At 64.8% G+C, this 13,975-nt stretch carries 14 protein-coding genes and 1 other RNA gene; 3 read left to right on the top strand and 12 right to left on the bottom strand.

Translation table 11 applies throughout. From position 1 onward, the window contains the following. Positions 1–62: 62 nt before the first annotated feature. Together istB and WBB07_RS09840 are read right to left on the bottom strand one after the other, a co-directional pair. Positions 63–917 (bottom strand): IS21-like element helper ATPase IstB, encoded by an 855-nt coding sequence (istB, locus tag WBB07_RS09845; protein WP_526307096.1) that lies wholly within the window; start codon positions 915–917, stop codon positions 63–65. Continuing rightward, entirely contained in the window at positions 914–2,263 is a 1,350-nt protein-coding gene (locus tag WBB07_RS09840) for an IS21/IS408/IS1162 family transposase (protein ID WP_526307094.1), read from the bottom strand. Before WBB07_RS09840 ends, istB begins: the two co-directional genes overlap by 4 nt. Before the next feature lie 186 nt (positions 2,264–2,449). Here WBB07_RS09840 and WBB07_RS09835 point away from each other — a divergent pair, with 186 nt between their 5' ends. Both WBB07_RS09835 and WBB07_RS09830 read left to right on the top strand, forming a co-directional pair. Further along, entirely contained in the window at positions 2,450–3,766 is a 1,317-nt protein-coding gene (locus tag WBB07_RS09835) for a GH-E family nuclease (RefSeq protein WP_526307092.1), read from the top strand. Further along, on the top strand, positions 3,763–4,239 hold the full coding sequence (locus tag WBB07_RS09830) for an ankyrin repeat domain-containing protein (protein WP_526307090.1): 477 nt from the start codon (positions 3,763–3,765) through the stop codon (positions 4,237–4,239). The genes WBB07_RS09835 and WBB07_RS09830 overlap by 4 nt, the downstream gene beginning before the upstream one ends. 9 nt (positions 4,240–4,248) lie before the next feature. Here the strand turns inward: WBB07_RS09830 and WBB07_RS09825 are convergent, their stop codons facing one another. The 10 genes from WBB07_RS09825 to prfB all read right to left on the bottom strand — a co-directional run bounded on the left by WBB07_RS09825 (position 4,249) and on the right by prfB (position 12,367). Continuing rightward, complete coding sequence (locus WBB07_RS09825; RefSeq protein ID WP_526307088.1) at positions 4,249–5,349, bottom strand: site-specific integrase; 1,101 nt, start codon at positions 5,347–5,349, stop codon at positions 4,249–4,251. 76 nt (positions 5,350–5,425) lie between these two features. Then, positions 5,426–5,793, bottom strand: a transfer-messenger RNA (tmRNA) gene (ssrA, locus tag WBB07_RS09820). Between the two features lie 110 nt (positions 5,794–5,903). Continuing rightward, positions 5,904–6,746 (bottom strand): maleylpyruvate isomerase family mycothiol-dependent enzyme, encoded by an 843-nt coding sequence (locus WBB07_RS09815; RefSeq protein WP_526307086.1) that lies wholly within the window; start codon positions 6,744–6,746, stop codon positions 5,904–5,906. Between the two features lie 70 nt (positions 6,747–6,816). Further along, a complete protein-coding gene (locus WBB07_RS09810) occupies positions 6,817–7,659 on the bottom strand; it encodes an EamA family transporter (protein ID WP_526307102.1) in 843 nt (280 codons plus the stop codon). Continuing rightward, the gene (smpB, locus tag WBB07_RS09805; protein ID WP_526307084.1) at positions 7,656–8,159 is read right to left on the bottom strand and encodes an SsrA-binding protein SmpB; all 504 of its coding nucleotides are present in this window, start codon (positions 8,157–8,159) and stop codon (positions 7,656–7,658) included. Before smpB ends, WBB07_RS09810 begins: the two co-directional genes overlap by 4 nt. 3 nt (positions 8,160–8,162) lie before the next feature. Further along, positions 8,163–9,056 (bottom strand): permease-like cell division protein FtsX, encoded by an 894-nt coding sequence (gene ftsX / locus WBB07_RS09800; RefSeq protein WP_526307082.1) that lies wholly within the window; start codon positions 9,054–9,056, stop codon positions 8,163–8,165. Beyond that, positions 9,057–9,746: a cell division ATP-binding protein FtsE gene (gene ftsE, locus WBB07_RS09795; protein WP_526307100.1), complete on the bottom strand. Its 690-nt coding sequence runs from the start codon at positions 9,744–9,746 to the stop codon at positions 9,057–9,059. A gap of 62 nt (positions 9,747–9,808) precedes the next feature. Further along, positions 9,809–10,279: an Rv3103c family proline-rich protein gene (locus WBB07_RS09790; protein ID WP_526307080.1), complete on the bottom strand. Its 471-nt coding sequence runs from the start codon at positions 10,277–10,279 to the stop codon at positions 9,809–9,811. Beyond that, complete coding sequence (locus tag WBB07_RS09785) at positions 10,276–11,271, bottom strand: mechanosensitive ion channel family protein (protein ID WP_526307079.1); 996 nt, start codon at positions 11,269–11,271, stop codon at positions 10,276–10,278. The genes WBB07_RS09790 and WBB07_RS09785 overlap by 4 nt, the downstream gene beginning before the upstream one ends. Further along, complete coding sequence (gene prfB, locus WBB07_RS09780; RefSeq protein ID WP_526307077.1) at positions 11,261–12,367, bottom strand: peptide chain release factor 2; 1,107 nt, start codon at positions 12,365–12,367, stop codon at positions 11,261–11,263. Before prfB ends, WBB07_RS09785 begins: the two co-directional genes overlap by 11 nt. A 246-nt stretch (positions 12,368–12,613) precedes the next feature. On the opposite strand from prfB, the gene WBB07_RS09775 reads away from it, so the two are divergent. Continuing rightward, on the top strand, positions 12,614–13,963 hold the full coding sequence (locus WBB07_RS09775) for an FAD-dependent oxidoreductase (protein WP_526307098.1): 1,350 nt from the start codon (positions 12,614–12,616) through the stop codon (positions 13,961–13,963). Positions 13,964–13,975 lie beyond the last annotated feature (12 nt).

Raw genomic sequence — 13,975 nt, 5'->3', positions numbered from 1 at the left:
TGACGGCGCTCATCGAAAGTCCCCAGCTGTGCTCGCTGAAAATCCCCACCTGTGAGCATCGGTCAGTGTAGTGGTTGGCGGGTTCCGGTGGTGGCTCGGCGTAGGGTGTCGGTGGCGGCGTGGTGGTCGCGTAGCCGGTAGGACTCGCCGTCTAGATTGATGACCACTGAGCGGTGTAGGAGTCGGTCGAGCATGGCGGCGGCGACGGTGGTGTCGCCGAGAATGTCGCCCCAGGCGCCGACTCCGCGGTTGGTGGTGATCACGATGCTGGTCTTCAAATAGCGTTGCGAGACAACCTGAAACAATGCTGAAGCGGCTTCGGCAGGCAGTGGTAGGTAGCCCAATTCGTCGATGACCAGCAGTGTGGGCCCGGCATAGAAGCGCATGGTGGTGGCCCAGCGTCCCTCGATGGCGGCCCGGTGACACCGTGCGGCCAGATCGGCGGCGGTGGTGAAGTAGGTGCGGTACCCGGCATGTGCTGCCGCCCTGGCCAATCCAACTGACAAGTGGGTCTTGCCTGTGCCGGGTGGGCCGATGAGCAGGATGTTGGTCGCCGAGTCGAGGTAGCGGCAGGTGCCCAGCTCATCGATGAGTGCGCGATCAATGCCAGCAGCGGCATCGACATCGAAATCAGCCAGTGTCGCCGGGGTGGGCAGGCACGCGAAGCGCAACCTCCCAGCGAGCCGGCGGGCGGTGCTGGCGTCCACTTCGACGGCCAGCAGACGCTCCAGGGCCACGGTCAAGGACAAGCCCTCGGCGGTCGCTTGATCGAGTACAGTCGGCAGCGCTTCGGCGGCGGCGGTGAGTTTGAGCTCGGCCAAGTGTGAGCGCAGCTGTTGATATCGGCTGGCCGCCGCTGACGGGGTGTCCGTCACGGTCGCGGTGGTGGTTTTCGGGGTGCGTGGGGTGGGGGTCATTGCATGGTCCTGTTCTGGGCGGCCCGTTCGTAGACGGACAAGTCGATGACAGTGGAATCGATTGACGGCCTGTCGGATTCGCCGGTGCCGTGAGGTTGACGTAGTTGTGCGGCAGCGGCTTTGGCCGCGGGTCCGGGTGGGATGCGTTCCTTGCGGCGATGTGGCCTGGCCGTGGTGGCGGTGGCCATGGCCGCGGTGTCCAGGGCAATCACGTGCCCGCTGTCGCGGACCATCACCCCCAGTCCATCAGCAGCGATACGATGCCGTGCCACCACGATCCCGCTCGTGGTGGCGATGTCGAGGTGCTCGCCCCCGACGGGATGGCTGACCCTCACGTCGGCGGCGGCCAGCTCTGGTGGCACCGAGTAGCGGTTGCCGCGGTAGGACACCAACGCCTGCCGCGACGCCGTACGGGACTCGGAGACGATCACCGGATAGGGTGCTTCCGGCATCGGGACCAACGGCTCAGCGGTGGCGACCACGGCCACCGAGGACCGCCCGTCGGAGGTGGCGCGGATGCGGGTGTCACCGCGCACCCGGGCGAAGCGATCCACACTCGCCTGTGCCTGTTCGACGGTCAGATCGTCGGCCAGGGTGCGCCACCAACGTTGCGCGGCAGTGTGATTGACCTTCTCCACGACACCTTTGCGGTTGCCGCGCCGCGGCGGGCAGATCGCCACCGATACCCCGTAGTGCTTGGCCACTCCGGCAAAGGAGGCGGTCACCCGGCCCGATCCGGGATCGCACACCGTGGCCATCCGATCGAACCGCCAGATGCGGGTCAGCCCGCCCAGGCCGCGGCAGACCTGATCGATGGCGGCCACCAGATGGGGTTGATCCATCGATGGCGAGAGCACTGCCCGCCACTTGCCGGAATGGGCCAGCGAGCCGACCAGCAGGAACGCTTTCTTGCCCCAGCCCCACGCGGCGGGTGGATCGGGCAGTTCCAGCCAGTCCCATTGGGTTTCCTCACCGGGTGGGTGGGCGATGATCGCGTTGGGCCGATCGGTGGCGGTGCGGCACGCTTCGCACACCGGGCGCAGATTGCGGGTGCGGATGTTGCGGGTCAGGCTCTGATACGACAGCCCGAACCCCAGGTCTTCGAGTTCGTCGTAGAGGGTGCGGGCCCACAGATGCGGGTCCTCGACCAGTCGTGCGGACACATAGTCCAGGAACGGGTCGAACGGATCCGGGCACTGGCGGGCCCGCTGGCCGGGTTTAGCGTCACTGGCCAGGTACTTGCGGACCGTTTTGCGGTCGAAGCCGGTGTGGCGGGCGATCGCAGAGATCGACCAACCACGTTTTCGTAGGGCGTGTACTTCCATGTCGTCCTCCCATGTGAGCATGAGAAAGCGGGCCTCCTTCGACTGGAGCTACTGGCGTCAGACACCAGCAGCATCGAGGGAGGCCCGCCCTTCTCGGCGGAGCCACACAGGTGGGGAATTTCAGTGAGCGTCAGTGGGGAATTTCAGCGAGCGCGGTCATCGTCAGCTGTTTCAGAACTTGCGGGAGTTCTGAAGGGCAACGCTGGGATGGCCGGCACCGACACTGGTGCCCACCAGTTTGCAACGAAGTACGACACGCTCGTCGGTGGTGGTGCAAGCGGCGCTGGCCTGATGGAAGCTGCGACATCAGCGATCATGGGTGCCGCACAGTGCTCAGATCTGTTGTATGCCACGGCGATTAATCATCAGAACAGCGACGAGCAGTCAGCCATCAACAACACCGCTGCACCCGCATACCCACCGGGGTCGGCACCTACGTTCCTGGTACCCGACATTCCGTCCGCCGAAGGCGGCCACAGCGACGTCCCGGAGTGGTGGCACACCATCCAGTCTTACGTCCAGGGCGAGGTTTGGCCAAACGGACACCAAGACCAACTTCGCGAGGCAGCCGATGCATGGCATAAAGCCGCGCGCGAACTTCGCTCTGCGGGGCAGTTGGTCAACGGCGGCACCAGCTCCATGGGCGCGATCGCACCGCTTGAGTCCCAGAAGTCGCCTGAGTTTCCGGCTGTCGTCAAGAACCTCGTCGCTGTCCGCGACTCGCTCTCAACAGTCGCTGACGGGTTCGACGCCGCTGGCGATGCATGCTCGGACTTCGCTCAGAAGATCGACGATGTTCATTCGGCGATCATTCACGAGATGCTTGTCCTTGGTGGCACCATCGTGGTCACCGAAGTCATTGCGACAGTTCTTATCCCGTTCACCGCAGGCGCGAGTGCTGCCGTCTCCAAGGTTGTCGACGTCGCCCGCCTCACAGCCACCGGCATGCGGATTGCGACGCTCATTCGCGAGTTCCGCGCCGCCGCCGAACTCAGCACACTGCCAGCGGTATCGGCCGCCGGAACCGCGGTCCGCACACTCGCCGAACTCTCCCCACTGCTGACCGCTCGAGTACAGCTGTTCCTCGCTGAGGGCGCCGGGGTCATGACGAAGGAGGGCATCGACCTCCTGTCACGGCCCTACGTCCGTGTCGGCACCCGGGCGGAGGTCGAAGCTGCCGCTGCGAAAACGGCGGACGGCAGATATTACATCAGCGCCACCGACGAATCCGTGCTGATTCCCGTCTCAAAGTCGTACGACGACGCCATCCTCAACCTGCCCAAGACTGCGGATGGGAAGTATTTCCTCGATGCTGCAACCGACACCAGGTACCCCGTCAATCCCGTCTACCACCTCGGCCACACTCGAGGTGATGAATGGTGGTCGATCCGCGACCAAGCCATTCGTGAAGGATGGACTCGCCAGGAGCTGATTGACTATTGCAACCAGCCCCGCATCTACCAAATCGAAGATGCCCCAGGCAACATGAGCCACCGATTCGAGTTACCGCGAGAGGCACGATGACCATGACGGAACGCGACCGCGCAGGACGCACACCCTTGCACTATGCCGTACGGACCGGACCCCATGATGCGGCCTTCTTCGAACTTAACCCGCAGGAGAAGGCAGAGAAACTGCGCGAACACATCATCGCGAACACCTCTGCCAGCCTCTCCGAGCCCGGAGCGGACGCTAACGCGCGCGACGACGAAGGCATGACCCCACTCCACTTCGCCGCCCAAAATGAAATCTCGGAGCCTGTGGCGATGCTGCTCGAGGCCGGCGCGGACGCAAGCGCCGTCAGCGCTGACGGAACTACCCCGCTGCTCATCGCAAGCCGTAACACCTCACCCGCCGGCCTTGAGATCGCGCGCCTGCTGCTCGCGAGGGGGGCAGACCCGACCTTCGAGAAGCCGAACGGTTCTACCGCGCTGAAGCTCGCTAAGCGGATGCAGTCTCCCATGCTGGGAGTTTTCGCAGAGTACGGCTACGAGTAACGCTGGACCTCATCCTCCGAGTGCAACGCCGATCGCATCAGCTGCAGCTTGCGCGCTGGCGCGATCCAGATGGCCGTAGGTATCGACGGTGGTGGTGATGGACTCATGGCCGAGGTGCCGTTGGATCACCGGGAGCGGAACACCTGCGGCGATCATCCACGATGCGCAAGTGTGGCGCAGGTCGTGAATGCGCGGTTGTGGGTCGGTCAGGGCGGCGCGTTCGACGGCCGGCTTCCACACGTTGGCGCGGAAATTCACGGGTCGCACAGGGCCGCCTTGGGCTCGGCGGCCGCGGCCCGGGTTGGTAAACAGCCACTCCCCTGTGTAGTCCAGTTCGTCGAGCACCGCGGTGGGTACATTGATGGTTCGCACGGATCGCTTCGTCTTCGGCGCTCCGATCGTGTAGCCGCCCGGGCCGCGCTTCCACGCACGGCTGATTCGCACCGTCGACTCGTCGCGTTGGACGTCGGTGGGGCGGAGCGCGGTCACTTCTGAGATGCGTGCGCCGGAAGCCACGAGGAAGCGGACCATCGGTTGCCACGCCTCGGTGACCTTGCCGTGCAGGGTGGCGAACTCGTCGTGCGAGAGGAACCGCATCTCGTCCTTTTCGGTGCGCGGGAGCCTGGCGCCGGCGGCGGGGTTCGACGTGATGTGGCCGGCGCTCACCGCGGAGTTCAGCGCGGCGCTGAGCAGTCCGTGTTTGTTGGCGATGGTCTTGCCGGAGGCGCCGTCCTCGAGCAGTCCCTCGAGCCAGTTGGAGATGTCGTCGCGGGTGAGGCCGACGAGTGGGAGCTCGCCGAGGTCGCCGTCGAGGTTGTTCTTCACGACGCCCTCGTACTCGGCGCGGGTCCGCTTCTCGACGCCGGACAGGTGGGCGACGTGGTGGCGTACCCAGTCGGAGACGGTGAGGGACTTCTGTCCGCGGGTGCGGCGTTCGATGTGGGCTATCTCCAGGGCCCGGTCGGCGCCGACCTTGCCGATGAGGTCTTCGAAGCGCAGGGCGACGGCGTGGTCGTCGAAGGTGAGGCAGGACTGCCTGCCGTTGTGTCGGAAGAACACGCGGGTGCAGGAGGTGCCGTCCTTGCGGGGGTCGACGCGGTGCCAGGCCATGGTCGACACCCTACGATGAAAAAGGGTGTTGAAAAAGGAAGACCCCCCAGATTTGGGGGGTCTCACCTGCTAATATTGGTGGAGCTGCCGGGAATCGAACCCGGGTCCTACGGCATTCCCTCAAGACTTCTCCGTGCGCAGTTCGCTATGTCTCTACTCGGATCTCTCGGTCACGCGAACAAGCCGAGATGACGATCCCAGTCGCTGTTTGATGTCCCCACGGGTTCCGCGACCGAACCCGTGGGTTTGTCCCTCTAGATGACGCCAGGGTCCGGGTCGAGGGCACTCCCGGTCTGACGGATTAGCTTCGCTTAGGCAGCGAGAGCGTAATCGCGCTGATTGGAATCGGCGCTTAATTGGTTACAACGACGCTTACGGTGGTCAGTTGTCTGCACCGGCACGCTTCCCTTGATTCGATGCGCGAAGTCGAAACCGTTCAGCCCCTCGCGTCCCGCTGGATCTCAGCGGGAAAGTCCAGTATACCGACCCCTTCAACACACTCCACCGATTTATTGTTCCGGTCCGGTCTCGGCCGAAAAACGGTTGTCAGCCTGCTAGATCACGAATGCCAGATTGTCGACGATCCGGCGCCCTACTTCCTCATCTCCACTGATCTCGACACCTGCGGCCGACGCCGACCGGCCACCGCACAGCCGGGCGAACTGCAAGCCGTCGAGGCGGACAACGGTTGTGGGTTCGGCACCACCGAAGTCCTCGACCACCGCGGCCCGACCGTCCACCGCGATGCGCAGTGTCCGGCGCAGCGGTCCGGTCAATTCGATGGCCACCCGAGCACCGGCCGGTGCTCCGCCACGCTTCCCGACAACAAACCCCATGCTGGCTGTCAACTCGTCGAGCGCCAACCGGGACGCCATGCCGGCCAGCTCGGCATCGCTCGCCGGTCGGCCCAACGCTTCCCGGATGTCTTGCTCGTGCATCCAGCAGTCGAAGGTCCGCACCCGCATGAACCGTCCATAGCTGTCGGGTCCCGCCGGCGTCATCGCCGGCGCATTCCAGGCGGAATCAGCCATGCCGGTCAAAGTCGCGGTGCGCGTTGCGGTGATGTCCCCCAGCCGTGCCAGCATGTCGTCGGGACTGTTGTCACGAAGATGACGCACCCAACATTCGTTGAGCACCCCGATCTCGTTGTGGACGTGGTCCAGCGCCGAAACGTCGCAGTCGGCTTCCGGGGTCGGCACGCCCGCGAGCAATGATTCCGAGCCGATCACATGGCTGGCGATATCGTGCACCCGCCACCCCGGCAGCGAGGTCGGGGTGTTCCAGCCCTGCTCGGGCAGCCCGGTCAACAGCCGTTCGATCGCCTCCCAGGACCCGAAAAGAGCTGGCAGAACGTCATTTCGATCAAGAATGGTCACGGGACGCACCGAGCTGGACATAGCGCGATGCTAACGGTGGATGCGGGCAGGTTCGGCTGAACCGGCCGATCACAGCCGGCGAGAACCTCCCTCAGGCGGCAATCATCGCGACGGCGGCCACAGCCAGCACCATCCCGAGCACCTGCCATCGGCTCACCCGTTCCTTGAGCACCGCGATGGCCAGCAGCACAGTGGCCGCCGGATACAGCGAGATGAGCACCCCGGCCAGCGACAGCAGCGAGGCCTGCAGCGCCAACAGCATCGCCACATTGGCCACTGAGTCCAAAACCCCGGCCAGCAGCGCCATTTTCAGCGGGAAGCCACCGGGTAGCACCAGCTTCCCCGACACCGCCGCGATGGCGACCACCAGCACCGACGCCGCGATCCGCGCAAACACCAGCGGCCACAACCCAGCCTCGACGGGCACCTGGTCGATCAGCACGAAGTTCAGCCCGAACGCCAGCCCCGAGCCGACGGTCAGCCAGGCGACCGTCTTGGTGAAGCGGTGCGGTGTCTCATCGGCATCGCTGGCGTCGCGGCTGACCAGAATCACCGCCAACAATGCGACCACGATCCCGACATCGGCCAGCAGCCCCGGCCGCTCCCCCAGACCGACACCGACCGCCACCGGCACTCCGGCAACCAGGATCGCTGTCAACGGTGACACCACGGAGATCGGGCCGGACCCGAGCGCGGCGTAAAACCACCACACCCCAAAAGCCTGGCTGATCCCACACAGGGCTCCCCAGAGCACGGCGGCACCGGAGATGTGTCCACCGACAACCGAGGCCGCCACCGTCAGCAGCACCATCGCCACCGGGTAGGAGACCACCACGATTCGCAGGGCGGCCACCCGCCGCGAGGCGATCCCGCCTACGAAGTCACTGATGCCGTAACCGAGCGCTGAGATCAGCGCCAGCACGATCCCGGTCAGCGCATGCCCTTGGCCCGTCGCCCCATCTCGCGAGTGATCTCACGGTCGGCGTCCCGCTTGGCGATGTCCTGGCGTTTGTCGTGCGCCTGTTTACCGCGGGCCAACGCCAATTCGACCTTGACCTTGCCATCCAGAAAGTAGAGCGACAGCGGCACCAAGGTCAGGTTGCCGTCGCGGATCTTCCCGGTCAGGTTGTCGATCTCGCCTCGGTGAAGCAGCAGCTTGCGGTTTCGCCGGGTGACATGGTTGGTCCAGGTGCCCAGGTGATACTCCGGGATGTGGAGGTTGCGCAGCCAGACCTCTCCGTCGTCGACGGTGGCGAAAGCATCGGCGAGCGACGCCTGACCTTCCCGCAGGCTCTTCACCTCAGTGCCCTGCAACACCACACCGCACTCGAAGGTGTCGAGGATCGTGTAGTTGTGCCGAGCTTTGCGGTTGGTCGCAACAATCTGGTTGTTGCGCTTGTCGACGATCTTCTTCGCCGCTCCTGTTTTGGCCATTGCCTACCTACGTACGTACAGGCGCAACGTCGCATACGCCGTGGCACCTGACATCAGGACACCCAGCCCGAACAGTATCGGAGAGATGTACAGGATGTCGGCGTAGTCGATCCGCGCGATGAGATTGGCTTGATAGAACTGGTCCAGTGCCTTTTCCAGGAACAACGCCCGCACCACGATCAATCCCAGCACTGCGATGATCACCCCGAGGGTCGCCGCGATCACCGCCTCCAACAAAAATGGCAACTGCGTGTACCAGCGACTGGCTCCCACCAGGCGCATGATCCCGATCTCGGTGCGTCTGGTGTAGGCGGCCACCTGAACCATGTTGGCGATCAGCAACACCGCGCCGACGGCCTGCACCAGGGCGATGGCAAACGCGGCACTGGACAGCCCGTCCAGGACTGCAAACAGCCTGTCGATCAATTCTTTCTGGTTGAGCACACTGCGCACCCCGGGCTGGCCGACCATGGCCGCGTCGAAGTCCGCGTGTTGTTCGGGGTTGTCCAGCTTGACGACAAACGACGCCGGGAACGCGTCCTGGCTCGCGACGTCCCGGTACTGCGGCACCCGGCGAACCGCGTCCTCGTAGGCGTCATCGCGGTTGAGGAACCGAACCGAGGTCACATCGTCGCGCGACTCGATGACCGCCCGCAACGCCTGGCACTGCTCGGAGTCACAGGTCAGGTCGTTCGCGGAGATGTCGTCGGTGAGGAACACCTGTGTCTCGACACGATCGAGATAGATGTTGCGCGACTGGTCGGCCAGGCGCAGCACCAGCAGACCACCGCCGAACAGCCCGATCGAGATCGCGGTCGTCAGGATCATCGCAATCGTCATGGTGACGTTGCGACGAAGCCCGGTTACGACCTCATTGAGAAGGAAGCCAAAACGCACTTATCGATCCATTCCGTAAACGCCGCGCTGCTCGTCGCGGACCAGGCGGCCCAGCGACAGTTCGACGACGCGCTGGCGCATCGAGTCGACGATGTGGTGGTCATGGGTGGCCATCAGCACCGTGGTTCCGGTGCGGTTGATCCGCTCGAGCAGATCCATGATGTCCTTGCTGGTATCAGGGTCCAGGTTGCCGGTGGGCTCATCGGCCAGCAGCACCAGCGGCCGGTTCACAAATGCCCGGGCGATCGCCACGCGCTGCTGCTCACCGCCGGACAGTTCACCGGGCAGCCGGTTGGCTTTACCCGAAAGGCCGACCATCTCCAGGACGTCGGGGACGACCCGGTTGATGGTGTCCGGTTTCTTGCCGATCACTTCGAGTGCAAAGGCGACATTCTCGAACACCGTCTTCTGCTGCAGCAGCCGGAAGTCCTGGAACACACACCCGAGGACTTGACGCAGGCTCGGGACATGGCGGCCGGCCAACTTGTTGACATGAAACTTGGAAACGCGAATGTCCCCCGAGCTGGGCTGCTCCTCGGCCAGCAGTAGTCGCATGAATGTCGACTTGCCCGAGCCCGACGGCCCGATGAGGAACACGAACTCACCCTTGTCGATCTTGACGCTGACGTTGTCGAGCGCGGGCCGCGCCGACTGCTTGTACTGCTTCGTCACGTTGTCGAGGGTGATCATCACGGCACGCCAGTGTAGCGGTGGAACCTCCGCAATCCGCGAATCGTCCGTCCTCCGGAGCGTTATACCGCAGGAACGGGCGGCGGCGGCTCCGTCGTGGCCGTCGTCTGCGGTGTCGGCGGAGTGGGCATGAACGGATTCGGCGGCGTCGGCGCGGTGGTGGTTGCCGGCGACGGACCCGTCGTCGTGGGTTCCGGTACGCCGGTTTCAGGCGTCTCGGTTTCCGGCGTCGTGGTGGTGGTCGGCGGAGTTGTCGTCGGCGTCGGCGTCGGCGTGAACGTCTCGATCGGATACTCCCGCACCGACGTCCGTGGCACCCAGGTGTACTCCGGGTCGGGGACAAACCCGGGGGGCACTATCTGTGTCCCCGGTGCGGGCACCGGCGGCGCCGGCGGTGGCTGATAGGTCTCGTAGAGCCACGCTGTGACAAAAAACGCCACGATCAACGCGACCGTCGACGTCCGCAGCCGACCCCAGAACAGATAGGCCGGCCAGCTCCGTTTGTCGCCTTCGCGACGCAAGGTGAGTTTCATCGGCTACTACTCGTCGGGCCCTGGGTCTCTTCCTCGGCTCCCCCGGAGGTCGCCGGGTGCACGATCGCCCCGACCATCGGCATCGATTCGATGGGGGTGACGATCCCGGCGCGGCCAAGTGCGGCCACCACCAGCAGACGCAGCCGTCGCCCGACCTCGAACTGCTTGCCGGGCAGGGTCCGGGCCACCAACCGCAGGTTGACGTTGTCGAGTTCGATGCTCTCGACACCCATCAATTGTGGAGCGTCGAGCAGCAGCTCACTCAGCTGCGGATCGTTGGTGGCGTTGTTGCACACCGAGTGCAGCAATTCGTTGACCTTGTTGAGGTCGGCGCTGGTCGGGACCGGGACGTCGACCACGGCGCGCGCCCAATCCTTGGAGAGGTTGAGCGACTTCATGATCTGGCCGTTGGGGATGGTGAACACCTCGCCGTCGCTGGTCCGCAGCTTCGTCACCCGCAGGGTGACGTCCTCGACGGTTCCGGTCGCGTCGTTGGAAGACCCCAGGGTCAGCGTCACCAGGTCACCGAAACCGTACTGCTTCTCGGTGATGATGAAGAATCCGGACAGCAAGTCCTGGACGATGCGCTGGGCGCCGAAACCGAGCGCCGCACCCAACACCGCGGCGGGCGCCACCAGCGAACCCACCGGGATGTTCACGATCGACGTGATCTCGACGATCATCACGACAAACACCACTGCGATGGTCACCCAAGAGATCACCGACGCCACGGCCTGCCGGTGTTTGGCGGTCTCGCTGCGGACCAGGGCGTCGCTTTCCTGGAAGTCGGCGTCGATGCGACGGGTGATCTTCTGAGCCGCCCAGTTCACGAACCGGGCGATCAGGATCGCGGCCAGGATCAGCATCACGATCCGTAGACCTCGAGTGATGATCCACTCGCCGATGTCACCGGTCCAGAAACCGTGCCAACGCCCGGACCAGTCGAAGGCAAGGGTGCTCACCGAGGGGTCCGGCACTGCGTTACTCGTCATCTTTTCGGTTGCGCCAGCGGATGCCTGCCTCGAGGAAACCGTCGATGTCCCCGTCGAGCACGGCGGTCGGGTTGCCTACCTCGTACTCGTTCCGGAGGTCCTTGACCATTTGGTAAGGGTGCAGAACGTAGGAGCGCATCTGGTTGCCCCATGAGCTGCCGCCGTCACCCTTGAGGGCATCCATCTCGGCGCGTTCTTCCAGGCGTTTGCGTTCCAGCAGCTTGGCCTGCAGCACCCGCATGGCCGACACCTTGTTCTGCAGCTGCGACTTCTCGTTCTGGCAGGTGACGACGATCCCGGTCGGGATGTGTGTCAACCGGACCGCGGAGTCGGTGGTGTTGACCGACTGACCGCCGGGGCCGCTGGAGCGGTAGACGTCGACGCGCAGGTCGCCTTCGGGGATCTCGATGTGGTCGGTGGTCTCCACCACCGGCAGCACCTCGACATCGGCGAACGACGTCTGCCGACGGCTCTGGTTGTCGAACGGGCTGATGCGCACCAATCGATGGGTACCCTGCTCCACCGACAGGGTGCCGTACGCGTACGGAGCGTGGACGGCAAACGTTGCGCTCTTGATGCCAGCCTCTTCGGCGTACGACGTGTCGAACACCTCGACGCCGTAGTTGTGCTTCTCCGCCCAGCGGATGTACATCCGCATCAGCATCTCGGCCCAGTCCGCGGCATCGATGCCACCGGCGCCGGAACGAATGGTGACAACGGCTTCGCGCTCGTCGTACTCACCCGAGAGCAGCGTCCGGACTTCCATGGCTTCGATGTCTTCGCGCAGTTTGGCCAGCTCGGCGTCGGCCTCTTCGAGCTCGTCGGCGCCGCCCTCTTCAGCTGCCAGTTCGTAGAGGACCGGCAGATCGTCGATTCGCTGCCGCAGTTCTTCGACCCGGCGCAGTTCGCTCTGGGCGTGGGACAGCTCGCTGGTCACCTTCTGCGCACGGGTCTGGTCGTCCCAGAGGTTGGGATCGGAGGCTTCATGTTCGAGTTTTTGGATGCGATCGCGCAGCCCTTCGACATCGAGCACTCGCTCCACAGTCGTCAGGGTGGTGTCGAGTGTGCTGATTTGGTCTTGCCGGTCGAGGTCCACGACTGTCCAGATTACCGGCGTGCGCGTTCACCGCGAGTACCGGCGGCGCGGGGCGGTGACGTTTACCATCGGTTCTGTAACCAGCTCGAGTACTGCGCGACCGATGCAGCCGCTGTGGTCCAGCCCGATGACCGGTGGTGTCGGTTCGCGCACCAGGTACCGTCCGGTGCGCACCAGGCCCTGTGCGTGACGGCGGGTACGGACAGAAAGCGTGGGATCTTGCCTGAGAACCGAGACATACCGAGGATCCGTCCGTATCAGGTGGCGATCGTCGGCTCGGGTCCGTCCGGGTTCTTTGCCGCCGCGGCACTGTTGAAAGCCGACGCCGACATCCGCGTGGACATGTTGGAAATGCTTCCCACCCCGGGCGGCCTGGTGCGCTCCGGAGTGGCCCCTGACCACCCGAAGATCAAGACGATCGGCGCGCAGTTCGACAAGATCGCGCAGCACCCGCAGTTCCGGTTCTTCGGCAACGTGACCGTCGGCGATCATGTCCAGGCCGCCGAGCTCGCCGAGCGTTACGACGCGGTGGTCTACGCGGTGGGCGCGCAATCGGACCGACCGCTGAACATCCCGGGCGAGGAACTGCCGGGCAGCGTCGCCGCCGTCGATTTTGTCGGCTGGTACAACGCCCACCCCCATTTTGAGGACAGCACTCCGGACCTCACCGACGGGCGCGCCATCGTCGTCGGCAATGGCAATGTCGCCCTGGATGTTGCGCGGGTCCTGGTCACCGATCCGTCTGCGCTGGCAGTCACCGATATCGCCGATCACGCCTTGGCGTCGCTGCACGGCCGGGGTGTCGAGGAAGTCGTGGTGGTGGGTCGGCGCGGACCGCTGCAGGCCACATTCACCACCGTCGAGCTGCGGGAACTCAGCGACCTGGAAGGCCTGGCCGATGTCGACGTGATCGTCGACGCACAGGACTTCGCCGGGATCACCGACGCAGATCTGGACCAGGCCAGCAAATCCGTCAGACAGAACATCAAGGTGCTCCGCGGTTTCATCGACCGGCCCACCACGCCGGGGAATCGGCGGATCGTGTTCCGGTTCCGGACATCGCCCATCGAGATCCGCGGCACCGAGCGGATGGAGTCGGTGGTGCTGGGCAGCAACGATCTGGTCGACGAGGGTGGGCGGATCGTGGCCAAAGACACCGGCGTGCGGGAGGAACTCCCGGCACACCTGCTGGTACGCGCGGTGGGTTACCGCGGTGTTCCGACTCCGGGACTGCCGTTCGACGAGGCGACGGGCACCATCCCGCATACCGATGGGCGCGTGGCCGGGCGCCGCAACGAATATGTCGTCGGCTGGATCAAGCGCGGCCCCTCCGGGGTGATCGGCAGCAACAAGAAGGATTCGCAGGACACCGTCAACACCCTCCTCGACGACCTCGCTGGGGCATCGCTTCCCGACCGCCCCGCCGACGAGGTCGACGACCTGGCGCGGTGGTTGTTGGAGCGTCAGCCCGAGCTGGTCACCGACGACCACTGGAAGTTGATCGACGAGCACGAACGGTCCGCCGGTGCGCCGCACGGCCGGCCGCGGGTGAAGCTGACGAGGGTGGCGGACATGCTCAAGGTGGGGCACGGCTGAGCGGCGAGAGCC

It is taken from the genome of Mycobacterium sp., from assembly GCF_049647605.1.
In the GTDB taxonomy this organism is placed as follows: Bacteria; Actinomycetota; Actinomycetes; order Mycobacteriales; family Mycobacteriaceae; genus Mycobacterium.
Note: the sequence above shows the minus strand (reverse complement) of the source record. Positions and strands in the feature narration are given on the sequence as shown.

Bases quoted from the DNA above. Each gene is read 5' to 3' on its own strand.
- WBB07_RS09835 (WP_526307092.1), top strand. From the start codon at position 2,450: ATGGCCGGCACCGACACTGGTGCCCACCAGTTTGCAACGAAGTACGAC.
- WBB07_RS09830 (WP_526307090.1), top strand. From the start codon at position 3,763: ATGACCATGACGGAACGCGACCGCGCAGGACGCACACCCTTGCACTAT.
- ftsE (WP_526307100.1), bottom strand. From the start codon at position 9,746: ATGATCACCCTCGACAACGTGACGAAGCAGTACAAGCAGTCGGCGCGG.
- smpB (WP_526307084.1), bottom strand. From the start codon at position 8,159: ATGGCCAAAACAGGAGCGGCGAAGAAGATCGTCGACAAGCGCAACAAC.
- WBB07_RS09840 (WP_526307094.1), bottom strand. From the start codon at position 2,263: ATGCTCACATGGGAGGACGACATGGAAGTACACGCCCTACGAAAACGT.
- WBB07_RS09825 (WP_526307088.1), bottom strand. From the start codon at position 5,349: ATGGCCTGGCACCGCGTCGACCCCCGCAAGGACGGCACCTCCTGCACC.
- WBB07_RS09815 (WP_526307086.1), bottom strand. From the start codon at position 6,746: ATGTCCAGCTCGGTGCGTCCCGTGACCATTCTTGATCGAAATGACGTT.
- istB (WP_526307096.1), bottom strand. From the start codon at position 917: ATGACCCCCACCCCACGCACCCCGAAAACCACCACCGCGACCGTGACG.
- WBB07_RS09790 (WP_526307080.1), bottom strand. From the start codon at position 10,279: ATGAAACTCACCTTGCGTCGCGAAGGCGACAAACGGAGCTGGCCGGCC.
- WBB07_RS09785 (WP_526307079.1), bottom strand. From the start codon at position 11,271: ATGACGAGTAACGCAGTGCCGGACCCCTCGGTGAGCACCCTTGCCTTC.